Below are 22,397 nucleotides of genomic sequence, written 5' to 3'. Positions count from 1 at the left end.
TCGCCCCCCCAGGTCAGGGCCGAAAGCACCAGTCCCGTCGTACCGCATCAGCGGTACGCAGACCCGCACATACAAGGAGCGGACAGATGCCCATCGCAACCCCCGAGGTCTACAACGAGATGCTCGACCGGGCGAAGGCAGGCAAGTTCGCCTACCCGGCCATCAACGTGACCTCCTCCCAGACCCTGCACGCTGCACTGCGCGGCTTCGCGGAGGCGGAGAGCGACGGCATCATCCAGATGTCCACCGGTGGTGCGGAGTTCCTCGGCGGCCAGCACAAGAAGGACATGGTGATCGGCGCCGTCGCGCTCGCCGAGTTCGCGCACATCGTCGCCGCCAAGTACGACATCACCGTCGCGCTGCACACGGACCACTGCCCCAAGGACAAGCTGGACACGTACGTGCGTCCGCTGCTCGACATCTCCGCCGAGCGCGTCGCCAAGGGCGAGAACCCGCTGTTCCAGTCGCACATGTGGGACGGCTCCGCCGAGACCCTCGCCGACAACCTGGCCATCGCCCAGGAGCTGCTCGCCAAGGCCGCCGCCGCGAAGATCATCCTCGAGGTCGAGATCACCCCGACCGGCGGTGAGGAGGACGGCGTCAGCCACGAGATCAACGACTCCCTCTACACCACCGTCGACGACGCGCTGCGCACCGCCGAGGCCCTCGGCCTGGGCGAGAAGGGCCGCTACCTGCTCGCCGCGTCCTTCGGCAACGTGCACGGCGTCTACAAGCCGGGCAACGTCGTGCTGCGCCCCGACCTCCTGAAGGAGCTGAGCGAGGGCGTCGCCGCCAAGTACGGCAAGCCGTCTCCGTTCGACTTCGTCTTCCACGGCGGCTCCGGCTCCACGGCCGAGGAGATCGCCACCGCGCTGGAGAACGGCGTCGTGAAGATGAACCTCGACACCGACACCCAGTACGCGTTCACGCGCCCCGTCGCGGACCACATGTTCAAGAACTACGACGGTGTCCTGAAGGTCGACGGCGAGGTCGGTTCCAAGAAGACCTACGACCCGCGCACCTGGGGCAAGCTCGCCGAGGCGGGCATGGCGGGGCGTGTCGCCGAGGCGTGCGAGATGCTGCGCTCCGCGGGCAACAAGCTCAAGTAGTCACCCGGGTTCTGCCCGGACCGTACGAGTAAGGGCTCGGCACCCCCCGTGGTGCCGAGCCTTTCCGTATGCTCCGAGGTATGGCCGCGCTTCCGCAGGAGAATCCAGGCGAGGGTCCGGGAACGGGTCCGGGGCCGGGAACAGGTCCAGGATCGGGTCCAGGAACGGATCCGGGATCAGGTCCGGGAACGGGGCCCGGTGTACGGATCGCCAGCCCCACCGGCAAGTGGGTCCTGCTGACCACCGTCCTCGGCTCCAGCATGGCCATGCTGGACTCGACGGTCGTCAACGTCGCGCTGCCCACGATCGGCCGTGACCTGGGCACGGGCCTCGCCGCCCTCCAGTGGACCGTGAACGCGTACATGCTGACCCTCGCGGGCCTGATCCTGCTCGGCGGGTCACTCGGCGACCGCTTCGGGCGGCGCAAGATCTTCGTCCTCGGTGTGGTGTGGTTCGCCTCCGCCTCGCTGCTGTGCGGCCTCGCGCCGACCGGGGGCGTGCTGATCGCGGCCCGTGCCCTGCAGGGGATCGGCGGGGCGCTCCTGACCCCCGGATCGCTCGCGCTCATCCAGGCCTCCTTCCACCCCGACGACCGGGCCAGGGCCGTCGGCCTGTGGTCGGGCTTCGGCGGCGTCGGCGCGGCGGTCGGCCCGTTCCTGGGCGGCTGGCTGGTGGACGGCCCCGGCTGGCGCTGGGTCTTCCTGATCAACCTGCCGGTGGCGCTGATCTGCGTTCCCGTCGCCCTGCGCCACGTCCCCGAGTCGGGGGACGGCCGCACGCACCGCCGGGGCTTCGACGTGCTCGGCGCCGCCCTCGGCGCCCTGGCGCTCGCGCTGGTGACATACGCCCTGATCGAGGCCACGAGCGGTTCCGTACTGGTGTGGGTGTCGGCGGCCGGGGGCGTGGCGGCCGGCGTGGCGTTCGTGTACGTCGAGCGGGGCCGCCCCGATCCGATGATGCCGCCGGACATCTTCGCGTCGCGCCAGTTCACGGCCGTCAACCTCGTCACGCTGTGCGTGTACGCGGCCTTCGGCGGCTTCTTCTTCCTGACCGCGCTCCAGCTCCAGGTCGTGGCGGGCTACTCGGCCCTGGGCGCCGGTACGGCGCTGCTGCCGACGACCGTCCTGATGCTGCTCTTCTCCGCCCGCTCCGGCGAGCTCGCCCAGCGCATCGGCCCGCGCATCCCGCTCACCGTCGGCCCCCTGCTGTGCGCGACGGGCATGCTGCTCATGCTGCGGGTGGGCCCGCACGCCTCGTACGTCAGCGATGTGCTCCCCGCGTTGCTGGTGATGGGCGCGGGCATGGTGACCCTGGTCGCGCCCCTGACCGCGACCGTCCTCGCCTCCGTGGACGCCGGGCGGGCGGGCCTGGCCAGCGGGATCAACAACGCGGCGGCCCGGGCGGCCGGACTGATCGCGGTGGCCGCGCTGCCGCTGCTGACCGGGATGGGCCCGGAGGCGTACCGCTCGGCGGACGCCTTCAACGCCGCCTTCCGGCGCGCGATGCCGCTGTGCGCCGGGGTGCTGGTCGTCGGGGCGGTACTGGCCTTCGCCACCGTGCGCCGCCCGGCTCCCGACTGTCGGCGCCCCCAGTGCCGTACGCACGGCTGTGTGACGGCCCCGCCACTGGAACCTTCGAGGTCGCGCCCGCCCCAGCCCCGGTGAGACCGGAAGGCGGGGCCGCCCGGCGTGGCTCCGGGGCGGCTGCCCGGGCGCCGGGTACCCCGTACGGCACGACCCCCGGAGGGTGCCGCAGACTGGAAGGTATGACGATTCACGAGAACCTCCTCGGGGGCCCGCCCCCGACTCACCTCCCCGACGACCCGGAGCCGCGTGAGCTCCTCGCGAACGGCACGGCGCCCGCCGATGTCGCCGCCAAGTACCCCACCTCCTCGCTCGCCTGGGCCCAGCTGGCCGACGACGCGTTCGAGCGGGGCAGTGTCGTCGAGTCGTACGCGTACGCCCGTACGGGCTACCACCGCGGGCTGGACTCCCTGCGCCGCAACGGCTGGAAGGGCCACGGCCCGGTGCCCTGGGAGCACGAGCCGAACCGCGGCTTCCTGCGTGCCCTGCACGGCCTCGCCCGCGCCGCGCAGGCGATCGGCGAGCAGGAGGAGTACGAGCGCTGCAGCCAGTTCCTGAAGGACTCCTCGCCGACGGCGGCGCAGACGCTGGGCTGAGTCCTCCCCAGGGTGTACCCGTCAGGGTGTACTCGCAGGTCGTACGGGTCCGCCTGGTCGATGTGACCGGGCGGACCTTGCGGTTTCGGGTGACGATTGTGGAGGATGCCCGGTGGGGACCGGGGCCCCCGTGTCGGTAACGGCAGGGGCGGACCGCTACCCAAAGTACGCATCAGGAGACAGCGATGTCGTCCCAGCAGGCTCAGCCCGTCGAGGCTCAGGAGCCCGAGACCCCGCATCTCGACTTCCAAGGAACGACTCCGTACGAGGACTATGTCCAGGCGGACGTTCTGACCCACCTCCAGCACACCCTCTCCGACGACCCCGGAGAGATGGTCTTCCTGGTCACCACCCAGGTCATGGAGCTGTGGTTCACGGTCATCGTCCACGAGTGGGAGACCGCCGCGGACGCGCTCCGGGAGGACCGGGTGCCGGTCGCGGTGGCCGCGCTGAAGCGGTCCCTACGGGAGCTGGAGGCGCTGAACGCCTCCTGGCGGCCCCTCGCCCAGCTCACCCCCGCCCAGTTCAACTCCTACCGCTCGGCCCTCGGCGAGGGCTCCGGCTTCCAGTCCGCGATGTACCGCCGGATGGAGTTCCTGCTCGGCGAGAAGTCCGCGTCCATGCTGGTCCCGCACCGGGGCGCGCCGCGCGTGCACGCCGAGCTGGAGAAGGCACTGCACGAACCGAGCCTGTACGACGAGGTCCTGAGGCTGCTCGCGCGCCGCGGCCACGCGGTCCCGGCGTCCGTACTGGACCGGGACGTGTCCCGGCGCTACGAGTCCTCGCCGGAGGTGGAGGCGGTGTGGACGACCCTGTACGCGGGCGACGAGCACGATGAACTCGCCCGCCTCGGAGAGGTGCTGACGGACGTCGCCGAACTGGTGTGGCGATGGCGCAACGACCATCTCGTCGCGACGCGCCGTGCGATGGGCGCGAAGACGGGCACGGGCGGTTCCGCCGGGGTGGCCTGGCTGGAGAAGCGGGCGCAGAAGAACGTGTTCCCCGAGCTGTGGACGGCGAGGTCCCATGTCTGAGCGGTTTGAACGGTCCGAGCGGTTCGAACGGTCTGAGCGGTCCGACCTGGGTGTCAGGGCCGCCGAGCTGGACGCCTCCGACGAACTCGCCAAACTGCGCGCGCAGTTCGTCCTGGACGACGTGGTGTACCTGGACGGGAACTCGCTCGGCGCGCTCCCCGCGGCGGTCCCCGGCCGGGTCGACGACGTCGTACGCCGCCAGTGGGGCGAACTGCGCATCCGCTCTTGGGAGGAGAGCGGCTGGTGGACGGCCCCGGAACGGATCGGCGACCGGATCGCGCCGCTGGTCGGAGCGGCCCCGGGCCAGATCGTGGTGGGCGACTCCACCAGCGTGAACGTCTTCAAGGCCCTGGTGGGAGCGGTCCGCCTGGCCGCTCCGTCCTCCGCCGGGCGTGACGAGATCATCGTCGACGCGACGACGTTCCCGACGGACGGTTACATCGCGGCGTCGGCGGCCCGCATGACGGGCTGCGAACTGCGCCCCGTGGACCCGTCGGAGGTCCCCTCCGCACTCGGCCCCCGCACGGCGGCGGTGTTGCTGAACCACGTCGACTACCGCACCGGCCGCCTGTACGACCTTCCGGCCCTCACGTCCGCGATCCACGACGCGGGCGCCCTGGCGGTCTGGGACCTGTGCCACAGCGCCGGGGCCCTGCCGGTGGACCTCGACCGCCACGGGGTCGACCTCGCGGTCGGCTGCACATACAAGTACCTGAACGGAGGCCCGGGCTCCCCGGCGTACCTCTACGTCCGCGCCGACCTCCAGCCCCGCTTCGACTCCCCGCTCCCCGGCTGGAACTCCCACGCCGATCCCTTCGGCATGAGCCCGGTCTACGAACCGGCCCCGGGTGCCCTGCGGGGCCGCGTCGGCACCCCGGACATCCTCTCCATGCTGGCCCTGGAGGCCGCGCTGGAGGTGTGGGAAGGCGTCTCGATCGACTCCGTCCGCACCAAGTCCCTCGCCCTGACCGACTTCTTCCTGGAATGCGTCACGGCGTACGTCCCCCAGGGCCGAGTGGAGTCCCTCACCCCCTCCGCCCACGCCGAACGAGGCAGCCAGGTCGCCCTGCGCTGCGCGGACGCGGGCGAGGTCATGAAGCGGCTGATCGAACAAGACGTCGTGGGCGACTTCCGCCACCCCGACGTCCTCCGCTTCGGCTTCACCCCCCTGTATGTGGGCTTCGGTGACGTGGAGCGGGCGGCGCGGGTGCTGGGGGAGACGGTGGGATAGCGGGCTCAGCCCGGGTGTGTTCTTCGGCCGCGGGCGGGTGGGGGTTGGCGGCGCGGTTCCCCGCGGCCCTGAAAACCCCGGCCCGCCCGCTGTCCGAGGACGGCTCCCACCCTCCCCGCCCGGTGCCGCGCCCATCCTGACGAAACACCGGAACCCTTTCCCCCTCACCGTGTGTGACATCCGGGTGTAGACGCACGTCACGGGCCTGATACCGTCCCCGCCAACGGCCGAAAACACTCCTGGTCCGCCAAATCCGTTTCACCGCTGAGAGGTTGGAGCATGCCGGACGACGCCGCAGCACGGGACGCCGCCGAGGAGGCCTCGGCCTTCTCCCACCCGCCGGTCGACCCCGACGGCACCGCCACGTACGGCGACCATCCCGACCAGGTGATCGACTTCTACACCCCGCGCGAACCCGACCCCGAGGTCCCCGCCCCGCTGGTGGTCGTTCTGCACGGCGGCGCCTGGCGCGCCCCGTACGACCGTCGCCACATCACCCCGTTCGCGGACTTCCTGGCCCGTCGGGGCTTCGCCGTGGCCAACGTGGAGTACCGCCGGGGTGCCGCGATCCCCGCGCAGGGTGGCGAGGGCCCGGTCGCGGGCCGCTGGCCGGACACCTTCGACGACATCGCGGCCGCTCTCGACGCGTTGCCGGCGCTCGCCGGTGAGCACCTGCCGCAGGCGGACCTCCGCCGTACGGTGATCACCGGCCACTCGGCCGGCGGCCACCTCGCGCTGTGGGCCGCCGCCCGCCACGTCCTGCCCGCCGACTCCCCCTGGCGCGCCGACCGCCCCGCCCCACTGCGCGGCGTCGTCGCGCTCGCCCCGATCGCGGACTTCACGGTCGCCGAGAAACTGAACGTCTGCTCCGGAGCCTCCCGCCAGCTCCTGGGCGGCGAGGCGAGGTTCGTAGAGCGTCAGCCGTATGCCGACCCGGCGTTCCTGCTGCCCACCGGCATCGCCACGACCCTCGTGCAGGGCCGCACCGACGTCGTCGTCCCGGAGGCGGTCGCCGAGTCGTACGCGGAGGCGGCGGCCAGGGCGGGCGAGGTGGTCGGTCTGACCCTTCTGGAGGATGTGGGTCACTTCCCGCTGATCGACCCGGCGGCGGACGCGTGCGCGGTGGTGGCCGAGGAGATCGCCCAACTCGCCTGGTAACAGGCGGAGTTGTGGGGGATTCGGCGATCCTTGCTCAGGCCCCGAGTGTTCCGCTCAGGGTTTCCCGGTCATACCCGTAATACCTGAGAGCTACCTCGCAGGTGAGCTCCCTGGCGGGACGCGAGCGACATATGACGATCCGTAACTTCCCATCCAGAGGCGCCCGATGAGCGGGCGGACTGGACGGGAAGGACGCCATGGAGCTGCGGGGGAAGCCGAACGCGGCGGGGAGGACGACATCAGTCGCACAGGCGCCACCGCCTGATCCGGACCTTGAGCCGTCCAGCCCATCCGTCCGATTCCTGCGGCGCCTGTGCCGCACCCTGCTCGCCGCGCTGATCACGGCCGCGGTGGTCGTCCCCGTCTCCGCCGCGGCCCGCCCCCGGATCCCGGCCCCGGCCCCGGCCGCACTGGCCCCGCCGACGACAGCGACGCTGGACAAGGCCTACGCGGCGAACCGGGCGAACGCCGAGGAGGCGTCCCGTATGGCCGCCGGCCACGGCGACCGCACCCGCGCCGCCGCGGACCGCGCCATGGCCGCACCCACCCGCCACTTCCTCTCCTTCGACGGACGCGGCCAGGGCCTGGCCGTCGAGGTCCTCGGCGACCTCGCCCACGCCGACCGCGTCGCGGTCCTGGTCCCGGGTTCCGACACGACCCTGGAGACCTACGGCCGCTTCCGAGCGGGAGCCGGGGCCCTGCAAGACCGCCTCGACAGCTCCGACCGCCGCCATGGATCCGCCCCCCGTACGTCGGTCATCGCCTGGCTCGGCTACGAGACCCCGGGCACGGTCAGCACCACGGTCCTGACGACCGGCCGCGCCGAGGACGCGGCCCCGCGTCTGAAGGGGTTCATACGTGAACTGCGGGGCGTCGTCGGCGAGAAGGCGCACGTCTCCCTGCTGTGTCACTCGTACGGCACGGTCGTCTGCGGCCGCGCGGCACGCGGGCTCGACGTGGACGACATCGCCCTCATCGGCAGCCCGGGCACCGGCGCGGACTCCGTGCCGGCCCTGCGCACCTCCGCCCGGATCTGGGCGGCCCGAGGCGCCGACGACTGGATCGTGAACGTGCCGCATGTCCACGCCGACCTCTTCGGCACCACCGTCGGCTTCGGCGCCGACCCGGTGTCCCCGGCCTTCGGCGCCCGCGTCTTCGCGGCGGGCACCGGCGGCCACAGCGACTACTTCAAACCGGGCTCTGTGTCCTTGGACAACCTCGCCCGGATCGTCCTCGGAGACACCTCGGAGGTAACCCGTGCGTGAGTCGACGGTTCACGAAAAGGCAGCCGCCCACCGAACGAACGCACCAACCACACCAACCGCACCGGCCATGCCAACCGCACCGAGGCAACGCACAAGCCCCTCCGCCCTGACGCGCACGGCCACTCCGCGTACCGCTCCCCACGCGATGAGCCTGCGCACCGCCACCCACGCCATAGGAGACGGCGCTCGCCGTATCGACGCAGCCACCCCCGCGGAGCGGGACCGCGCCGTCGACGCCCTGCGCGCCTTCGCGATCCTCGGCGTGGTCCTGGGCCACTGGCTGGTGACCGCCCTGGTCGCGGACGGCGGCGCGCTGCACACGGCGAGCCCGTTGCAGCACATGCCGTGGCTCGCCCCCATCTCCTGGGTGTTCCAGACGCTCGCGGTGTTCTTCCTGGTGGGCGGCCATGTGGCGACGAAGGGCTACGCCTCGGCGCGGGCGCGCGGTACGACGTACGGACCGTGGTTGCGCACCCGTCTCACGCGGCTCTTCAAACCCGTGGCCGCCGTACTGACCCTCTGGACGGTGGCCACGGTCGGCCTGCTCGCGTCGGGCACGGGAGTCGCCACGGTCCACACCCTCGTCAAACTCGCCCTCTCCCCGCTGTGGTTCCTCCTGGTCTTCGCGGGACTGACGGCCGCGACCCCCCTGCTCACCCGGCTCAACCCGCTGTGGCCGCTGGCCGTCGTTCTCCACGTGGATCTGATGCGGTTCGGACTCGGCGGCCCGTCCTGGCTCGGCTGGGTGAATGTGGCGGCGGGCTGGCTGGTCCCGTACACACTGGGCGCGGCCTGGACGCGCGGCGAGTTGGACCGGCGGCGTGCGGGCTGGGTGCTGCTCCTCTGCGGCGCGGCGGCGACCGCGGGGCTGGTGGCGTGGGCCGGTTACCCCGCGTCGATGGTCGGCGTCCCGGGCGCGGCGGTCTCGAACCTGAACCCGCCGACGCTGGCCGCGGTCACCTTCGGCCTGGCCCAGTGCGGCCTCGCTCTTCTGCTGCGCGAGCCGTTGCGCCGATGGATGCGGCGGCCTTTGGCGTGGGCCGCGGTGGCCCTGGTCAATCTGTCGGCGATGACGATATTCCTCTGGCACCAGACGTCCATGATGGCCGTCACCGCCGTGGGCCTGCTGGTGGGAAGGCTGCCCGGCCTGCACATGGTTCCCGACGGACTGGGCTGGGTGGCGGCGCGCCTCGCCTGGCTCCCGGTCTTCGCCGTCGCGCTCGGCGTCTGCTGGGCTGCCTTTCGCTCCTACGAACAGGGCCCGCGCTGCCGCTCCGGCCGTTCCTCCCGGGTCGTCCGCGTCCACCGTCGTGGCGGCCCGGCAGGGTCGCGAACGGCCCGCCGTGCCTAGGGTTGACCGGGTGACCAGCGCCGAGTCCGGGGACTCGTACACCGACCGCACACGCGGCCTCCTGCGTGAGGTCCTCACCGACCTCACCTCACCGTCGGCCGCCCGGCTGCCGACGCTGTCCCGGCCCCGCTGGCTGCGCCGGCTGCCACACGTCGTGCTGTGCTGGATCGCCCTCGCCCTCGGGCTCGCCGGGGTGGCTCAGATGAACGACACCTACCGACTCGGCTTCCCGCTGGGTGTGGTGACGGGTGCCGCGCAGGGGGTGGCGGTCGTCCTGGCTCTGTGGCGGCCGGTGCCGGCCTGGTGGCTCTCGCTCGGCGCCGCGGTAGTGGCCGCGGCCGCGGCCAGGCAGCACATGGTGGTGGACATCCCTGTGGACTTCCCCTCCCCGGGCCCCGACTGGCCGTGGACCATGTCCGCGCTGATCGCGCACGCCTTTGTGCTCTTCCTCCTCGCCCTGCGGCTGCCCGCACGGGCGGCCATCGGCGCGCTGTCCGTGACCGCCCTGCTGACGTACGTCATGCAGGGTCTGATCGGCGGACAGCTGTACCACTCGACAGGGTTGCTCGCGGTCGTCGTCTTCGCCGCGGTGGTCCTCCTCGGCATCGCCCTGCGCGGCCGCCGCGAGGCCCGCACCCAGCTCGTCGAACAGGCCTCGCAGACCGAGGAGGAGCGTGCCCGCCGCACCCTCCTCGAGGAGCGCAGCCGGATCGCGCGCGAGCTGCATGACGTGGTCGCCCACCACATGTCGGTGATCTCCATCCAGGCCCAGGTCGCCCCGCACCTGGTCGAGAACCCCTCCGACGAACTGAAGGAGAACCTCGAAGGCATCCGGCAGAACGCCCTGGAGGCGCTGACCGAGCTGCGCCGCGTCCTCGGCGTGCTGCGCTCCGAGAACCCCGATGACCCGTACGGCCTCGGTGCCGGTACGGGCGCAGCCCCCAACTCCCCGCAGCCCACGCTCGACCGTCTCGACGCCCTCGTGGAGAACACCCGCGCCGCCGGTCTCCGGGTGACCACGGAGATCACCGGCGAGCAGCTCCCGTTGCCGCCGGGCGTGGAGCTGTCGGCGTACCGGATCGTCCAGGAGGCGCTGAGCAACGCCCTGCGGCACGCGCCCGGTTCGGCGGTCCGCGTCGAGCTGTGGCACTTCCCGCGCGGGCTTCAGGTGCGGGTGATCAACTCCAGACCCGAGCGTCCGGCCCCGCCGTCCCCGGGCGCGGGGCACGGGCTGCTCGGCATGCGGGAGCGCGCCGCGATGCTGGGTGGCACCCTCGTGACCTCCGAGACCTCGCACGGCGGCTTCGTGGTGGCGGCCTTCCTGCCCCGCGACGGCGCGGCCACCGGCGACGCCCCTTCCACCGCCCCATCCACCGACGTCGATCGCACAGGTCGCACAGGAGACGAGAGCCCATGACGAGCAGCACCATCCGCGTACTGATCGCCGACGACCAGCAGATGGTCCGCCAGGGTTTCACCGTGCTGCTCAACACCCAGCCCGACATCGAGGTGGTCGGGCAGGCGGTCGACGGCCTGGACGCGATCGCCAAGGTCGCCGAACTCGCCCCGGACGTCGTGCTGATGGACATCCGCATGCCCGAGCTCGGTGGCATCGACGCGACCAGACGCATCACCGGCGAGACCCCCCACATCAAGGTGCTGGTGCTCACCACCTTCGACCTCGACGAGTACGTGTACGAGGCGCTGCGTGCCGGCGCCTCCGGGTTCCTGCTCAAGGACGCGTCCGCCGACCAGTTGGCCGAGGCGGTACGGGTGGTGGCGGCGGGCGACGCGCTGCTCGCCCCCGGGATCACCCGCCGTCTCATCGCCGAGTTCTCCCGCCTGGACTCCACACCCCGCGCCCCGCTCAAGCAGCGAGTGGGCGAGCTGACCGAGCGTGAGACGGAGGTACTGGCACTCATCGCGCAGGGTCTGTCGAACGCGGAGATCGCCGAGCGCCTGGTCGTCGCCGAGCAGACCGTGAAGACCCACGTGGGCCGGATCCTGGTGAAGTTGGGCCTGCGCGACCGCACCCAGGCGGCGGTCTTCGCCTACGAGTCGGGTCTGGTACGCCCGTCCGGCTACTGAGCCCGCCACCCCGTTCCCTCCCGGGGGATACCCGTAGTACTTGAGACGGATTCCGCAGGACCCTTCTCACTGGTGACGACCGCGACCCGGCAGGCGGCCTACCGTTTTGAACGTGACCGAGACGACCCAGACGCAGATGACGCCGCCAGGCGGAGCCAACCCACGCAGCCCGGAGTTCCGGCTGGCCGCGGACGCCCTGCGCGGGCTGCGGCAGGACCTGTTCCACGATGCCTTCGCCTACCGTCCGCTGCCGCGGATGCGAGTGGACGGCCCGCTCACCCGGCGCCTGCCCGAGCGCGTCAGGGAGTACGCGGCCTGGACTCCGCACGCCGTGGTCGCGGCGTGCGGACTGCTCGCGATGTCCGTCGCGAGCACCGCGAACCAGGGCGGTCCCGGCATCAGGAGTCTGGTGCCCAGCCTCCTCGCGGTGCTCCCGGTCCTGCTGACGCTCGTCCGGCCGGTCGGAGCCTTCTGGTTCTCCATGGCGGCGACGCCGTTCGCGGCCGCGTTCAGCGACAGTTGGGGCGACTGGCCCTGGCCGCCGGGCGCCTTCATCACCCACCTGCTGGTGCTGACGGTCGTGGCGCTGCGGACCCGACCGCGCACCGCGGCCTGGATGTGGGTGCTGACCGCGTTGTACGCGATGGCGACCGAGACCGTCTTCGGCTCCGGGTACTACGAGACCGACTCGATGCCCCTGCTGTTCCTCGCGGCTCTCGCCCTGCTGGTCGTCACCGTCCTGCACATACGCCGCGCGGCGGAGCAGGAGGTGACCGCCCACCAGTCGGAGACGGCGCAGGAGCGCTCCAAGCGCACCCTTCTGGAGGAGCGCACCACGATCGCCCGCGAGCTGCACGACGTGGTCGCCCACCACATGTCGGTGGTCGCCATCCAGGCGGAGGCCGCCCCCTACCGGGTGGAGAACCCGCCGCCCGAGTTGGAGCAGGCCTTCGTCACCATCCGGGAGAACGCGGTGGCGGCGCTCACCGAGCTGCGCCGCGTCCTCGGCGTCGTGAGGGCCGCGGACTACGAGGCTCCGGACGCCCCGCAGCCCACCCTCGCCGACCTGGGCGCGCTCCTCGCCAATGTGCGGGAGGCGGGCCTGAGCGTGGAGAAGACGGTCACGGGCGCGGTGCGTGAACTCCCGCAGGGCGTGGAGCTGTCGGCGTACCGCATCGTTCAGGAGGCGCTGAGCAACACCCTGAGGCACGCGCCCGGCGCGACGGCCCGTGTCGAGATCGGCTACGTTCTCGGCGGTCTCGGCCTGCGGATAGTCAACGGCCCCGCGCGGACCACCACCCTGGTGAAGTCCACCCACGGCGCGGGGCACGGCATCACCGGGATGCGAGAGCGGGTCACGATGCTGGACGGTGAGATGACGACGGGAGAGACGGACGACGGGGGATACGAGGTGACGGTGTTCCTGCCGGTGCCCCTGAGGGCTGCGGAGGAATCCGGATGACGAACGGCACCATCCGCGTCCTGATAGCGGACGACCAGGTGATGGTCCGCGAGGGCTTCTCGGTGCTGCTCGGCGCGATGCCGGACATCGAGGTGGTCGGCGAGGCGGTCAACGGCCGGGACGCGGTCGAACGGGTCCGTGAGCTCGCTCCGGACGTCGTGCTGATGGACATCCGCATGCCGGAGATGAACGGCATCGAGGCGACCCGGGAGATCGTCGCCGCGGACAGCGCCGCGAAGGTGCTGGTGCTGACCACCTTCGACCTCGACGAGTACGTGTACCAGGCGCTGCGCGCGGGAGCCTCCGGCTTTCTGCTCAAGGACGCCTCGGCGCGCCAACTCGCCGACGGAGTGCGGGTGGTGGCGGCCGGGGAGGCGTTGCTCGCACCCTCGGTCACCAAGCGGCTGATCACCGAGTTCTCCAAGCTCGCGGACGCTCCACGGCTCTCGGCCACGGCGCAGGCGGCCTACGGCGACCTGACCGAGCGGGAGACGGAGGTGCTGGTCCTGATCGCCCAGGGACTGTCGAACGCGGAGATCGCCTCGCGGCTGTTCGTGGCCGAGTCCACGATCAAGACCCATGTGAGCCGGATCCTGGTGAAGCTGGGTCTGCGGGACCGCACCCAGGCCGCGGTGTTCGCGTACGAGGCGCGGCTGATCACACCCAGGTGACCCGGGTGACTCACATGCCGACGGCGGGGTACGGGGGTCCCCGCCGTCGGCCCGCTCGCCGGGACACCCCTGTTCAGCGGGGCGGAGTCGGGTTAGCGTCCGCCCATGGCAGCCTCGCACACCCCGCAGTCCCCGCAGTCGTCGCAGTCCCCGCAGACACCGTCGGCCTTCGATCCCTGGAACCCGGAGTTCGTGGCGAACCCGTACCCCGCGTACGCGGAGCTGCGCGAGCGCGGCCGGGTGCACTACTACGAGCCCACCGACCAGTGGCTGGTCCCGCACCACGCGGACGTGTCGGCGCTGCTGCGGGACCGGCGCCTGGGACGGACCTACCAGCACCGTTTCACTCACGAGGACTTCGGGCGGACGGCGCCTCCGCCCGAGCACGAGCCGTTCCATGTCCTCAACGACCACGGAATGCTGGACCTGGAGCCGCCGGACCACACGCGGATCCGACGGCTGGTCTCCAAGGCGTTCACGCCGCGCACGGTCGAACAGCTCAGGCCGTATGTGGACCGGCTGGCGAACGAGCTGGTCGCCGAGCTGGTGGCGGCCGGCGGCGGTGATCTGCTCACCGATGTCGCCGAGCCGCTACCGGTGGCCGTGATCGCCGAGATGCTGGGCATCCCGGAGTCCGACCGGGCGCCGCTCAGGCCGTGGTCGGCGGACATCTGCGGGATGTACGAGCTGAACCCTTCCGAGGAGACGGCGACGAAGGCGGTCCGGGCGTCGGTGGAGTTCACGGAGTACCTCCGGGAGCTGATCGCGACGCGCCGCGAGGAGCCGGGCGACGACCTGATCTCGGGGCTCATCGCCGCGCACGACGAGGGTGACCGCCTGACGGAGCAGGAGATGATCTCCACCTGCGTCCTGCTGCTGAACGCGGGGCACGAGGCGACGGTGAACGCCACGGTGAACGGGTGGTGGGCGTTGTTCCGCAACCCCGGCCAGCTGGCGGCCCTGCGCGGTGACCGTTCGCTGATCCCCACGGCGGTGGAGGAGCTGATGCGCTACGACACCCCGCTCCAGCTCTTCGAGCGGTGGGTTCTGGACGACATCGAGATCGACGGCACGACCGTTCCCCGGGGCGCGGAGATCGCCCTGCTCTTCGGTTCCGCCAACCACGACCCGAAGGTCTTCGCGTCCCCGGAGAGGCTGGACCTCTCCCGCTCGGACAACCCCCACATCTCCTTCAGCGCCGGTATCCACTACTGCATCGGCGCCCCGCTGGCCCGTCTCGAGCTGACGGCGTCCATGGGCGCTTTGTTGGAGAAGGCGCCGACGCTCGCCCTCGCCGCGGAGCCGGAGCGCAAGCCGAACTTCGTGATCCGGGGGCTCGAGGGGCTCAGTGTCGTGCTCTGACCCGTTGGCCGAGGGCCCACAGTCCCAGTGCGGCGGCCACCCCGCCGAGGACCATGAGGGGCAGCTCGGCATAGAGCACACTCCAGTCGGGCCCCTGCTCGAACCGCTGGAACCGGTGGCGGCTGTTGACGGCCCAGACCGCCAGCCCCGTTCCCGCGCCGGCGGCAGCGATCAGACACCCGCCCGCGGCCTGCGTCTTTTGCCCCATGCCCCTCATGGACGTGGTGCGGGGGCCCGGGGTTCCCGGGTCCCCGCACCTGGCACGCGTGCGCCCGCCGTCAGGTGCTCATGTCCCGGCGTCGCAACGCCGCCAGCCCCGTGGCGGTCAGGGCCACGGCGATCGCCGTCAGGGTCAGTACCGGCGTCCACGTCATCTCCCCGCCCGGGAGCTTGGGGAGGTGGCCGAAGGGGGAGAGGTCCATGGCGGCCTGGGGGACGTTCAGAGCGGGGCCGATCCAGCCCAGCAGCAGGGCCACCCCGGCCGCGCCCCAGGCCCCCGGGGCCAGCCGCGGCGAGAGCCCGTACAGAAGGACCGCCAGCCCGCCCAGTGTCCAGACCGCCGCGACCTGGACGAGGCAGGCGCCGAGCACGGGCCCGAGCTCATGGCCGTATCCGAGTCCGAGGCCGAGCCCGCCCAGCGCCATGATGAGCGCCGCGCCGCCGAAGGCGACGACCAGGTGGCCGCAGGCCCACCGCAGCCGCCCCACCGCGTTCGCCAGCACCGGTTCCGCCCGCTGCGAGGTCTCCTCACCGTGCAAACGCAGTACCGACGAGACGACGTAGAGCGCGGCCACCATCCCGAGCATGCCGACCATCGCCGCGAGGAACGCGTCCGTGAGCCCGGACTGCCCGCCCATCCGCTCGATGATCTGCCGGGTCTTGTCGTTGCTCCCGACGAGATCGGCGGCCCCCTTCGTCATCCCGCCGAACGCGGCCCCCGCGGCGAGGAACCCCAGGCTCCACCCGAGCACGGCGCCCCGCTGCAGCCGCCAGGCCAGCGCCCCGGCCGACCCGAGCCGCCCCTGCGCGGGCCCCGGCCGGGTCGGCAGGAAGCTCATCCCGACATCGCGCCGCCCGGCGAGCTCGTAGGCGACCGCGCCCTGGATCACCACGGCCACGACGAACAGCGGCAGCACCCACCACCGCTCCTGAGCGAAGGGGCGTTCGTTCTCCAGCCACCCCAGCGGCGACACCCAGGTCAGCACGGAGGAATCGTCGTTCGTCGACGAGTCGCCCGCCGCCCGCAGCACGAACGCGGCGCCGAGCAGCCCGCCCGTCAGCCCCTTGGCGAGCCGCGCGCTCTCGGTGAGCTGGGCGACGATCGCCGCCATGGTGGCGAAGACCATGCCGACACCCCCGACGCCGAGCCCGAGAGCCAGCGCCCCGGAACCGCCCTGCCCGGCCAGCCCGCCCGCGATGAGCAGCGCGAGCACGCCGTTGGCGACGAGGGCGGCCAGCAGCGCCGCCGTCAGGGGAGCCCGGCGCCCCACCATCGCCGACGAGAGGAGTTCCTGCCGCCCGCTCTCCTCCTCCTCGCGGGTGTGCCGTACGACGACCAGCAGGCTCATGATCCCGGCGAACAGCCCGGCGTAGCCGCCGATGCGCCAGGCGGTGAGTCCGCCGAGCGAGTCGTCGAACACCGGCCCGTACGTGGCGCGCAGGGAGCTGTTGGTGAGCATCTGGCGGGCGAGGTCGGCGCGTTCGGCGGGGGTGGCGTAGACGGACTTCAGGGAGTTCGGCATGGACAGCACCAGCAGACCGATCACGCCGACCCACAGCGGCATCATCAGCCGGTCGCGGCGCAGGGAGAACCTCAACAGCGTTCCGGTCCCGGCGAGTTGGCGGGAACCACGGGCTCGTACTCCGCCCCGTACGGCAGTGGTCGCGGCCGTCATCGTGCCATCGCCCCTTCGCCGTTCACCCGGACGTCGTCCTGGTAGTGCCGCAGGAACAGCTCCTCCAGGGTCGGCGGCGTCGAGGTCAGCGACCGTACGCCCGACTCGGTGAGCGAGCGCAGTACGGCGTCGAGCTTGTCGGTCTCGACCTGGAGCCTGACCCGGTGGCCCTGGACGTCGAGGCCGTGCACGCCGGGCAGGTGAGCCAGCCCGTCGGGCGGGCCCGCGAGTTCGGCGGTGACGCTGGTACGGGTCAGATGGCGCAGGTCCGCGAGGGTGCCGCTCTCGACGGTGCGGCCCTTGCGGATGATGCTGACGCGGTCGCACAGCTCCTCCACCTCGCTGAGGATGTGCGAGGAGAGCAGGACGGTCCGGCCCCGGTCGCGCTCCTCCTCGACGCACCGCTGGAAGACCCCCTCCATCAGCGGGTCGAGACCGGACGTGGGCTCGTCGAGGATCAGCAGGTCGACGTCCGAGGCGAAGGCGGCGACAAGGGCGACCTTCTGCCGGTTGCCCTTGGAGTAGGTACGGCCCTTCTTGGTGGGGTCGAGTTCGAAGCGCTCGATCAGTTCCGTCCGCCGCGCCCGGTCGAGCCCCCCGCGCAGGCGCCCGTACAGGTCGATGACCTCGCCGCCGGAGAGGTTGCGCCACAGGGTGACGTCACCGGGTACGTAGGCGACCCGGCGGTGCAGTTCCACCGCGTCCGCCCAGGGGTCCCGGCCCAGCACCTGCGCCGCGCCCGAGTCGCCGCGCAGCAGGCCCAGCAGGACCCGGATGGTGGTGGACTTCCCGGAGCCGTTCGGACCGAGGAAGCCGTGCACCTCACCGGCCTCGACGTCCAGGTCGAGACCGTCCAGCGCGTGCGTCCCGCCGAACGACTTGCGCAGCCCGGAGACGGTGATCGCCTTCGTCGTGGCCTTCGTCATTCCCTTGGCCCTGCCCTTCGTCATGCTTCAGAACGTACGCTTCTTTCAGAAATTTGTGAAGTTAACGAATTGTATAAACGCTCGGATACAATTGAGGGATGGCAGAGCCGGAGGCGGTGGGAGCGGTGGGTCGGGACGCGGAGGCGGTCTCGCGGTTCGTCGAGCACTTCGCCGCGCAACTCGTGGAGGCCGGGATGCCCCGGATGCCGTCCCGGGTCTTCGGGGCGCTGCTGGCCTCGGACACCGGCGCTCTGACCTCGGTCGAACTGGGCGAGCAACTGCGGATCAGCCCCGCGGCGGTCTCCGGTGCGGTGCGCTATCTGGCGCAGGTGCACATGGTGTCGCGCGAGCGGGAACCCGGTTCGCGCCGGGAGCGGTACCGCGTGCACAGCGACCAGTGGTACGAGGCGCTCACCAATCGTGAGGCGATCATCAAGCGCTGGGAGGACGCACTGCGCGAAGGCGTCGCCAGCCTGGGCGCGGACACCCCGGCGGGCGGTCGGCTCGCGGAGACCCTTGCCTTCTTCGAGTTCATGGAGGGCGAGCTGGAGTCGATGATGGACCGCTGGCGGATCCACCGGGAGCAGCACTTCGGCGAGGGCTGAGAGCCCTCGCCGAAGAGAGAAGCGGCGTTTTCCTACCTCTCCTTGGTCTCCTCCAGGACCGTCCGCCCGAGCAGGGCGTACCGCTGTGGTGCCCGGCGCTTGAGGTACGTCGCGTAGGCCACGCCGCCCACCGCGATCAGGGCGACGATCCAGGGGGTCGCCTTGAGGACGAGGGAGCCGGACTCGGTGCCGGCCGCGGCGCCCATGTTGGACACCAGCAGGACGACCACGCCGAGCATCGCGAGGCCGCCGACGAGCGGGGCGGTGAAGGTCCTGAACCAGTGCCTGCTCTCGGGGTGGTTCCTGCGGAAGTACGCCAGCACCGCGAAGGAGCAGACCGCCTGCACCACCAGGATGGCCATCGTGCCGAGGATGGCGAGCAGGACGTACGTGCCGGTGTACGGGTCCTTCCCGGCGATCCAGAACGCGGCGATGAGGACGGCGCTGACGACCGTCTGGACGAGGCCCGCGATGTGCGGGGAGCCGTGCTGGGGGTGGGTGCGGCCGATCGTGCGCTGGAGCGAGGGGAGGACGCCCTCACGGCCCAGCGCGTACATGTAACGGGCGGCGCAGTTGTGGAAGGCCATGCCGCAGGCCAGCGAGCCGGTGATCATCAGCCACTGCATGACGTCGACGGCCCAGTGACCGACGTAGTGCTCGGTGGGGTTGAAGAACAGGGCGAGCGGGTTCGAGGAGGAGGCGGCCGTGACGGCCTCGCTCTCGCCGTTGCCGATGATGGCCATCCAGGAGACGAAGACGTAGAAGACGCCGACGCCCAAGACGGAGATCATCGTCGCCTTGGGGATGATCTTCTTCGGGTCGCGGGACTCCTCGCCGTACATCGCCGTCGACTCGAAGCCGACCCACGACCAGAAGGCGAAGAAGAGGCCGAGGCCCGCCGAGGTCCCCTTGAAGGCGTTGACCGGGTTGACCGGGCCGAAGGTGAAACCGTGCGGGCCGCCGCCGTGCAGGGCGACGGAGACGGCCATGGCGGCCAGGACCGTCACCTCGGTGGCCAGCAGGACGACGAGCAGTTTCTCGGCGACGGACACCCCGAACCACGTGCCCGTCGCGTTGACGGCGAGCATCAGGATCGCGAACGCCCACCAGGGCACGTCAAGTCCCGTCTGGTCCTTGAGGGTTCCGGTGGCGAAGGTCGAGAAGATGCCGATCAGAGCCGGCTCGAAGACGACGTACGCGAAGGTCGCGAGGAGTCCCGAGGCGAGTCCCGCGGTGCGGCCGAGGCCGTAGGAGATGAAGCCGTAGAAGGCGCCGGTGGAGGTGATGTGCTTCGCCATCGAGGTGAAGCCGACCGCAAAGATTGCCAGGACGACCATTGCGACGAGATAGCTCGCAGGGGCGCCGATGCCGTTGCCCGCGGAGACCATGAAGGGCACGTTGCCCGTCATGGCGGTGATCGGGGCGGCGGTCGCGACGGCCATGAAGACCACGCCCAGCAGCCCGATCGCGTTCGGCTTGAGCCGGTGAACTGTGCCGCTGGGGGCCTCCGGTGTGCCCGCCGCCTCAGGGGCGACGCCCTCTTGCACTGCCATCGAGTGGCCCCTTCCCATGTCGCTCGCCGGCCGCACCCTGGGTGCGGCGGAGTGGATTACGAACCGGAATGCTGCATGAGAAATGAGTCCTGTCACGGGTCGGGGCGTTAAATATATGTCAACCAGACCTTTAGGAGTCCGGGTGGAGCGAACGTCCTTGTTAACTCTCCGCCGGACCGTGGACCGCGCCCGACACCCCTCCGTACGGTCCCTGGCATGAGCACCTACTCCGCCACCCTCGGCGGCCGGACGCACTCCTTCGCCGGTCTCGCGCGGCTGCTCGCCGCCGCGAGCCCCGAGCGTTCCGGCGACCGCCTCGCCGGGCTCGCCGCCGACTCCGCGCAGACGCGCGTCGCCGCGCGGTGGGCGCTGGCCGAGGTCCCGCTCGCACGGTTCCTCGCCGAGCCGGTGATCCCGTACGAGACCGACGACGTGACCCGCCTCATCATGGACAGCCATGACGCGGCGGCCTTCGCCCCCGTCCGCGGACTCACCGTGGGGGAGTTCCGCGAATGGCTGCTGTCGGACGCGGCGGACGCGCCGGCGCTCGCCGCACTCGCCCCCGGACTGACCCCGGAGATGGTCGCCGCGGTGTCGAAACTGATGGGCAACGCGGATCTGGTGGCGGTCGCCCGCAAGGTCCGGGTCGTCACCGCCTTCCGCTCCACGATCGGCCTCCCGGGCCGCCTGGCCACCCGCCTCCAGCCCAACCACCCCACCGACGACCCCGCGGGCGTGGCGGCGGCCCTGCTGGACGGCCTGCTCCTCGGCTCCGGCGACGCGGTGATCGGCATCAACCCGGCGACGGACAGCCCCCAGGCGGTACGGGACCTGCTGGACCTCCTGGACGGGGTGATCGGCCGTTACTCCATCCCCACCCAGTCCTGCGTCCTGTGCCACGTCACCACCAGCATCGACCTGATGGAACGCGGCGCCCCGGTGGACCTCGTCTTCCAGTCCATCGCCGGTACCCAGGCCGCGAACGCCTCGTTCGGGGTCACGCTGGGGCTCCTGGACGAGGCGCACGAGGCGGCCCGCTCGCTGGACAGGGGCACGGTCGGCTCCAACGCCCTGTACTTCGAGACGGGGCAGGGCAGCGCGCTCTCCGCCGACGCCCACCACGGCGTGGACCAGCAGACGGTGGAGGCACGGGCGTACGCGGTCGCCCGCCGCTACGAACCGCTGCTCGTGAACACGGTGGTCGGCTTCATCGGCCCGGAGTACCTCTACGACGGCCGCCAGATCCTCCGCGCGGCCCTGGAGGACCACTTCTGCGGCAAGCTGCTCGGCCTGCCCATGGGCCTCGACATCTGCTACACCAACCACGCCGACGCCGATGACGACGACATCGCCACGATGCTCACCATGCTCGGCGTCGCCGGCGCCTCCTTCGTGATCTGCACCCCCGGAGGCGACGACATCATGCTCAACTACCAGTCGGCCTCGTACCACGACGCGTTGTACCTGCGCGAGGTGCTCGGGCTGCGCCCGGCGCCGGAGTTCGAGGCGTGGCTGGAGCGGATCGGTCTGCTCGACGACGGTGGCGGGATACGGGACGTGGCGGGTACGGGCCATCCGCTGACGGCGATCGGACGGGGGCTGGCGGCATGACGGAACGTCGAGTGATCGCACCGGAGTCGGACACCGCCCTCTGGAACTCCCTGCGCCGGCACACCCAGGCCCGGATCGGGCTCGGGCGGGCGGGCTCGGCGTTGCCCACGCGGCACCGGCTCGAACTGCAGGCCGCGCACGCCGCCGCTCGGGACGCGGTGCACTCGCCGTTCGACCCGGACGTGGTGGCGTCCGCGCTGACGGGCGTGGCGACGATACGGGTGCGCAGTGCCGCCCCCGACCGGCTCACCTATCTCCAGCGCCCCGACCTCGGACGCAGGCTCCACGACGTGGACCGGGCGCACCTGCCCCGCGACGGCTGGGACGTGGTGTTCGTCGTCGCCGACGGGCTGTCCAGCCGGGCGGTGCACGAACATGCGGCGGCCGTGCTGCGCGCGACGACGCAGCGGCTGCCCTCCGACTGGCGTGTCGCTCCCGTCGTGCTCGCCGAGCAGGCGCGGGTGGCTCTCGGCGACGACATCGCGTACACGTTGGGGGCCGGGATGGCGGTCGTCCTCATCGGGGAGCGGCCCGGGATGTCCGCCGCGGATTCGCTCGGCGCGTACCTCACCCACGACCCGCGCCCCGGCCACACCACCGACGCCGACCGCAACTGCCTCTCCAACATCCGCCCACCCCTCGGCCTGTCCCACACCGCGGCGGCCACGAAGCTGGCGACACTGATGCGAAGGGCCCGCGACCTCGGCCGCACCGGCGTATCCCTGAAGGACGAGTCCACCCCGGTCCTGCCCCGGCCATAGCCCCGCTGTCAGGGGCGCGGGGAACTGCGCGCCCAGCCCCCACCGGCCGTCAGTCGACCCACACACCCGGGGTCCCAGGGGGCGGAGCCCCTGGGACGGGGCGGGTAGGGGCGGCGGGGGCGAGAACCCCCCGGGA

General features: G+C 71.6%; 20 protein-coding genes. 16 read left to right on the top strand and 4 right to left on the bottom strand.

What is annotated here, in order from left to right:
- The first annotated feature begins 86 nt into the window (after positions 1-86).
- From fbaA to OG568_RS24355, 13 genes are all read left to right on the top strand, one after another.
- Complete coding sequence (gene fbaA, locus OG568_RS24415) at positions 87-1,109, top strand: class II fructose-bisphosphate aldolase (RefSeq protein ID WP_266432050.1); 1,023 nt, start codon at positions 87-89, stop codon at positions 1,107-1,109.
- A 260-nt stretch (positions 1,110-1,369) separates the two neighbouring features.
- Positions 1,370-2,773 carry an MFS transporter gene (locus tag OG568_RS24410; protein WP_443077748.1) on the top strand — a complete coding sequence of 468 codons (1,404 nt, stop codon included), beginning with the start codon at positions 1,370-1,372 and terminating at the stop codon, positions 2,771-2,773.
- Between the two features lie 101 nt (positions 2,774-2,874).
- Positions 2,875-3,288: a DUF3151 domain-containing protein gene (locus OG568_RS24405; protein WP_095853459.1), complete on the top strand. Its 414-nt coding sequence runs from the start codon at positions 2,875-2,877 to the stop codon at positions 3,286-3,288.
- 185 nt (positions 3,289-3,473) lie between these two features.
- Complete coding sequence (locus OG568_RS24400) at positions 3,474-4,322, top strand: tryptophan 2,3-dioxygenase family protein (protein ID WP_266584287.1); 849 nt, start codon at positions 3,474-3,476, stop codon at positions 4,320-4,322.
- Positions 4,315-5,553: a kynureninase gene (gene kynU, locus OG568_RS24395; protein ID WP_329533095.1), complete on the top strand. Its 1,239-nt coding sequence runs from the start codon at positions 4,315-4,317 to the stop codon at positions 5,551-5,553. Before OG568_RS24400 ends, kynU begins: the two co-directional genes overlap by 8 nt.
- A 279-nt stretch (positions 5,554-5,832) precedes the next feature.
- Positions 5,833-6,711 carry an alpha/beta hydrolase gene (locus OG568_RS24390; protein WP_329533094.1) on the top strand — a complete coding sequence of 293 codons (879 nt, stop codon included), beginning with the start codon at positions 5,833-5,835 and terminating at the stop codon, positions 6,709-6,711.
- A gap of 197 nt (positions 6,712-6,908) precedes the next feature.
- Positions 6,909-7,976 (top strand): alpha/beta hydrolase, encoded by a 1,068-nt coding sequence (locus OG568_RS24385; protein WP_329533093.1) that lies wholly within the window; start codon positions 6,909-6,911, stop codon positions 7,974-7,976.
- A 145-nt stretch (positions 7,977-8,121) separates the two neighbouring features.
- Positions 8,122-9,327, top strand: coding sequence for an acyltransferase family protein (locus tag OG568_RS24380; RefSeq protein ID WP_329533092.1), 1,206 nt, complete (start codon positions 8,122-8,124; stop codon positions 9,325-9,327).
- Positions 9,328-9,337: 10 nt separating this feature from the next.
- Complete coding sequence (locus OG568_RS24375; RefSeq protein ID WP_443077746.1) at positions 9,338-10,744, top strand: sensor histidine kinase; 1,407 nt, start codon at positions 9,338-9,340, stop codon at positions 10,742-10,744.
- Positions 10,741-11,415 (top strand): response regulator, encoded by a 675-nt coding sequence (locus OG568_RS24370; RefSeq protein WP_054231356.1) that lies wholly within the window; start codon positions 10,741-10,743, stop codon positions 11,413-11,415. The genes OG568_RS24375 and OG568_RS24370 overlap by 4 nt, the downstream gene beginning before the upstream one ends.
- A 112-nt stretch (positions 11,416-11,527) precedes the next feature.
- A complete protein-coding gene (locus OG568_RS24365; RefSeq protein WP_329533091.1) occupies positions 11,528-12,877 on the top strand; it encodes a sensor histidine kinase in 1,350 nt (449 codons plus the stop codon).
- Positions 12,874-13,548 (top strand): response regulator, encoded by a 675-nt coding sequence (locus OG568_RS24360; RefSeq protein WP_266584297.1) that lies wholly within the window; start codon positions 12,874-12,876, stop codon positions 13,546-13,548. Before OG568_RS24365 ends, OG568_RS24360 begins: the two co-directional genes overlap by 4 nt.
- A 105-nt stretch (positions 13,549-13,653) precedes the next feature.
- Positions 13,654-14,910, top strand: coding sequence for a cytochrome P450 (locus OG568_RS24355; protein ID WP_329533090.1), 1,257 nt, complete (start codon positions 13,654-13,656; stop codon positions 14,908-14,910).
- On the opposite strand, the gene OG568_RS24350 is transcribed toward OG568_RS24355, so the two are convergent.
- From OG568_RS24350 to OG568_RS24340, 3 genes are all read right to left on the bottom strand, one after another.
- Positions 14,894-15,118 carry a hypothetical protein gene (locus tag OG568_RS24350; protein WP_329533089.1) on the bottom strand — a complete coding sequence of 75 codons (225 nt, stop codon included), beginning with the start codon at positions 15,116-15,118 and terminating at the stop codon, positions 14,894-14,896. The two genes, OG568_RS24355 and OG568_RS24350, sit on opposite strands and share 17 nt — an antisense overlap.
- A 70-nt stretch (positions 15,119-15,188) precedes the next feature.
- Positions 15,189-16,805 carry an ABC transporter permease gene (locus OG568_RS24345; RefSeq protein ID WP_329533088.1) on the bottom strand — a complete coding sequence of 539 codons (1,617 nt, stop codon included), beginning with the start codon at positions 16,803-16,805 and terminating at the stop codon, positions 15,189-15,191.
- The gene (locus tag OG568_RS24340) at positions 16,802-17,755 is read right to left on the bottom strand and encodes an ABC transporter ATP-binding protein (protein WP_329533087.1); all 954 of its coding nucleotides are present in this window, start codon (positions 17,753-17,755) and stop codon (positions 16,802-16,804) included. Before OG568_RS24340 ends, OG568_RS24345 begins: the two co-directional genes overlap by 4 nt.
- A gap of 74 nt (positions 17,756-17,829) precedes the next feature.
- Between OG568_RS24340 and OG568_RS24335 the strand changes: the two genes are divergently transcribed.
- A complete protein-coding gene (locus OG568_RS24335; RefSeq protein ID WP_266432039.1) occupies positions 17,830-18,336 on the top strand; it encodes a GbsR/MarR family transcriptional regulator in 507 nt (168 codons plus the stop codon).
- Between the two features lie 32 nt (positions 18,337-18,368).
- Here OG568_RS24335 and OG568_RS24330 read toward each other — a convergent pair whose 3' ends face one another.
- The gene (locus OG568_RS24330; RefSeq protein ID WP_329533086.1) at positions 18,369-19,889 is read right to left on the bottom strand and encodes an APC family permease; all 1,521 of its coding nucleotides are present in this window, start codon (positions 19,887-19,889) and stop codon (positions 18,369-18,371) included.
- A gap of 216 nt (positions 19,890-20,105) precedes the next feature.
- On the opposite strand from OG568_RS24330, the gene eutB reads away from it, so the two are divergent.
- Together eutB and eutC are read left to right on the top strand one after the other, a co-directional pair.
- Positions 20,106-21,500, top strand: coding sequence for an ethanolamine ammonia-lyase subunit EutB (eutB, locus tag OG568_RS24325; RefSeq protein WP_266432037.1), 1,395 nt, complete (start codon positions 20,106-20,108; stop codon positions 21,498-21,500).
- Positions 21,497-22,261, top strand: coding sequence for an ethanolamine ammonia-lyase subunit EutC (gene eutC, locus OG568_RS24320; RefSeq protein ID WP_329533085.1), 765 nt, complete (start codon positions 21,497-21,499; stop codon positions 22,259-22,261). The genes eutB and eutC overlap by 4 nt, the downstream gene beginning before the upstream one ends.
- Positions 22,262-22,397 lie beyond the last annotated feature (136 nt).

Source organism: Streptomyces sp. NBC_01450 (genome assembly GCF_036227505.1).
Lineage (GTDB): Bacteria > Actinomycetota > Actinomycetes > Streptomycetales > Streptomycetaceae > Streptomyces.
The sequence above is the reverse complement of the archived record's forward strand: the minus strand, read 5'-3'. Positions and strand labels throughout refer to the sequence as shown.

What these genes read in the sequence shown, in the direction of transcription:
- fbaA (WP_266432050.1), top strand. Translation starts at nt 87, where the DNA reads ATGCCCATCGCAACCCCCGAGGTCTACAACGAGATGCTCGACCGGGCG.
- OG568_RS24410 (WP_443077748.1), top strand. Translation starts at nt 1,370, where the DNA reads ATGGCCATGCTGGACTCGACGGTCGTCAACGTCGCGCTGCCCACGATC.
- OG568_RS24405 (WP_095853459.1), top strand. Translation starts at nt 2,875, where the DNA reads ATGACGATTCACGAGAACCTCCTCGGGGGCCCGCCCCCGACTCACCTC.
- OG568_RS24400 (WP_266584287.1), top strand. Translation starts at nt 3,474, where the DNA reads ATGTCGTCCCAGCAGGCTCAGCCCGTCGAGGCTCAGGAGCCCGAGACC.
- kynU (WP_329533095.1), top strand. Translation starts at nt 4,315, where the DNA reads ATGTCTGAGCGGTTTGAACGGTCCGAGCGGTTCGAACGGTCTGAGCGG.
- OG568_RS24390 (WP_329533094.1), top strand. Translation starts at nt 5,833, where the DNA reads ATGCCGGACGACGCCGCAGCACGGGACGCCGCCGAGGAGGCCTCGGCC.
- OG568_RS24385 (WP_329533093.1), top strand. Translation starts at nt 6,909, where the DNA reads ATGGAGCTGCGGGGGAAGCCGAACGCGGCGGGGAGGACGACATCAGTC.
- OG568_RS24380 (WP_329533092.1), top strand. Translation starts at nt 8,122, where the DNA reads ATGAGCCTGCGCACCGCCACCCACGCCATAGGAGACGGCGCTCGCCGT.
- OG568_RS24370 (WP_054231356.1), top strand. Translation starts at nt 10,741, where the DNA reads ATGACGAGCAGCACCATCCGCGTACTGATCGCCGACGACCAGCAGATG.
- OG568_RS24360 (WP_266584297.1), top strand. Translation starts at nt 12,874, where the DNA reads ATGACGAACGGCACCATCCGCGTCCTGATAGCGGACGACCAGGTGATG.
- OG568_RS24355 (WP_329533090.1), top strand. Translation starts at nt 13,654, where the DNA reads ATGGCAGCCTCGCACACCCCGCAGTCCCCGCAGTCGTCGCAGTCCCCG.
- OG568_RS24350 (WP_329533089.1), bottom strand. Translation starts at nt 15,118, where the DNA reads ATGGGGCAAAAGACGCAGGCCGCGGGCGGGTGTCTGATCGCTGCCGCC.
- OG568_RS24345 (WP_329533088.1), bottom strand. Translation starts at nt 16,805, where the DNA reads ATGACGGCCGCGACCACTGCCGTACGGGGCGGAGTACGAGCCCGTGGT.
- OG568_RS24340 (WP_329533087.1), bottom strand. Translation starts at nt 17,755, where the DNA reads ATGACGAAGGGCAGGGCCAAGGGAATGACGAAGGCCACGACGAAGGCG.
- OG568_RS24335 (WP_266432039.1), top strand. Translation starts at nt 17,830, where the DNA reads ATGGCAGAGCCGGAGGCGGTGGGAGCGGTGGGTCGGGACGCGGAGGCG.
- OG568_RS24330 (WP_329533086.1), bottom strand. Translation starts at nt 19,889, where the DNA reads ATGGCAGTGCAAGAGGGCGTCGCCCCTGAGGCGGCGGGCACACCGGAG.
- eutB (WP_266432037.1), top strand. Translation starts at nt 20,106, where the DNA reads ATGAGCACCTACTCCGCCACCCTCGGCGGCCGGACGCACTCCTTCGCC.
- eutC (WP_329533085.1), top strand. Translation starts at nt 21,497, where the DNA reads ATGACGGAACGTCGAGTGATCGCACCGGAGTCGGACACCGCCCTCTGG.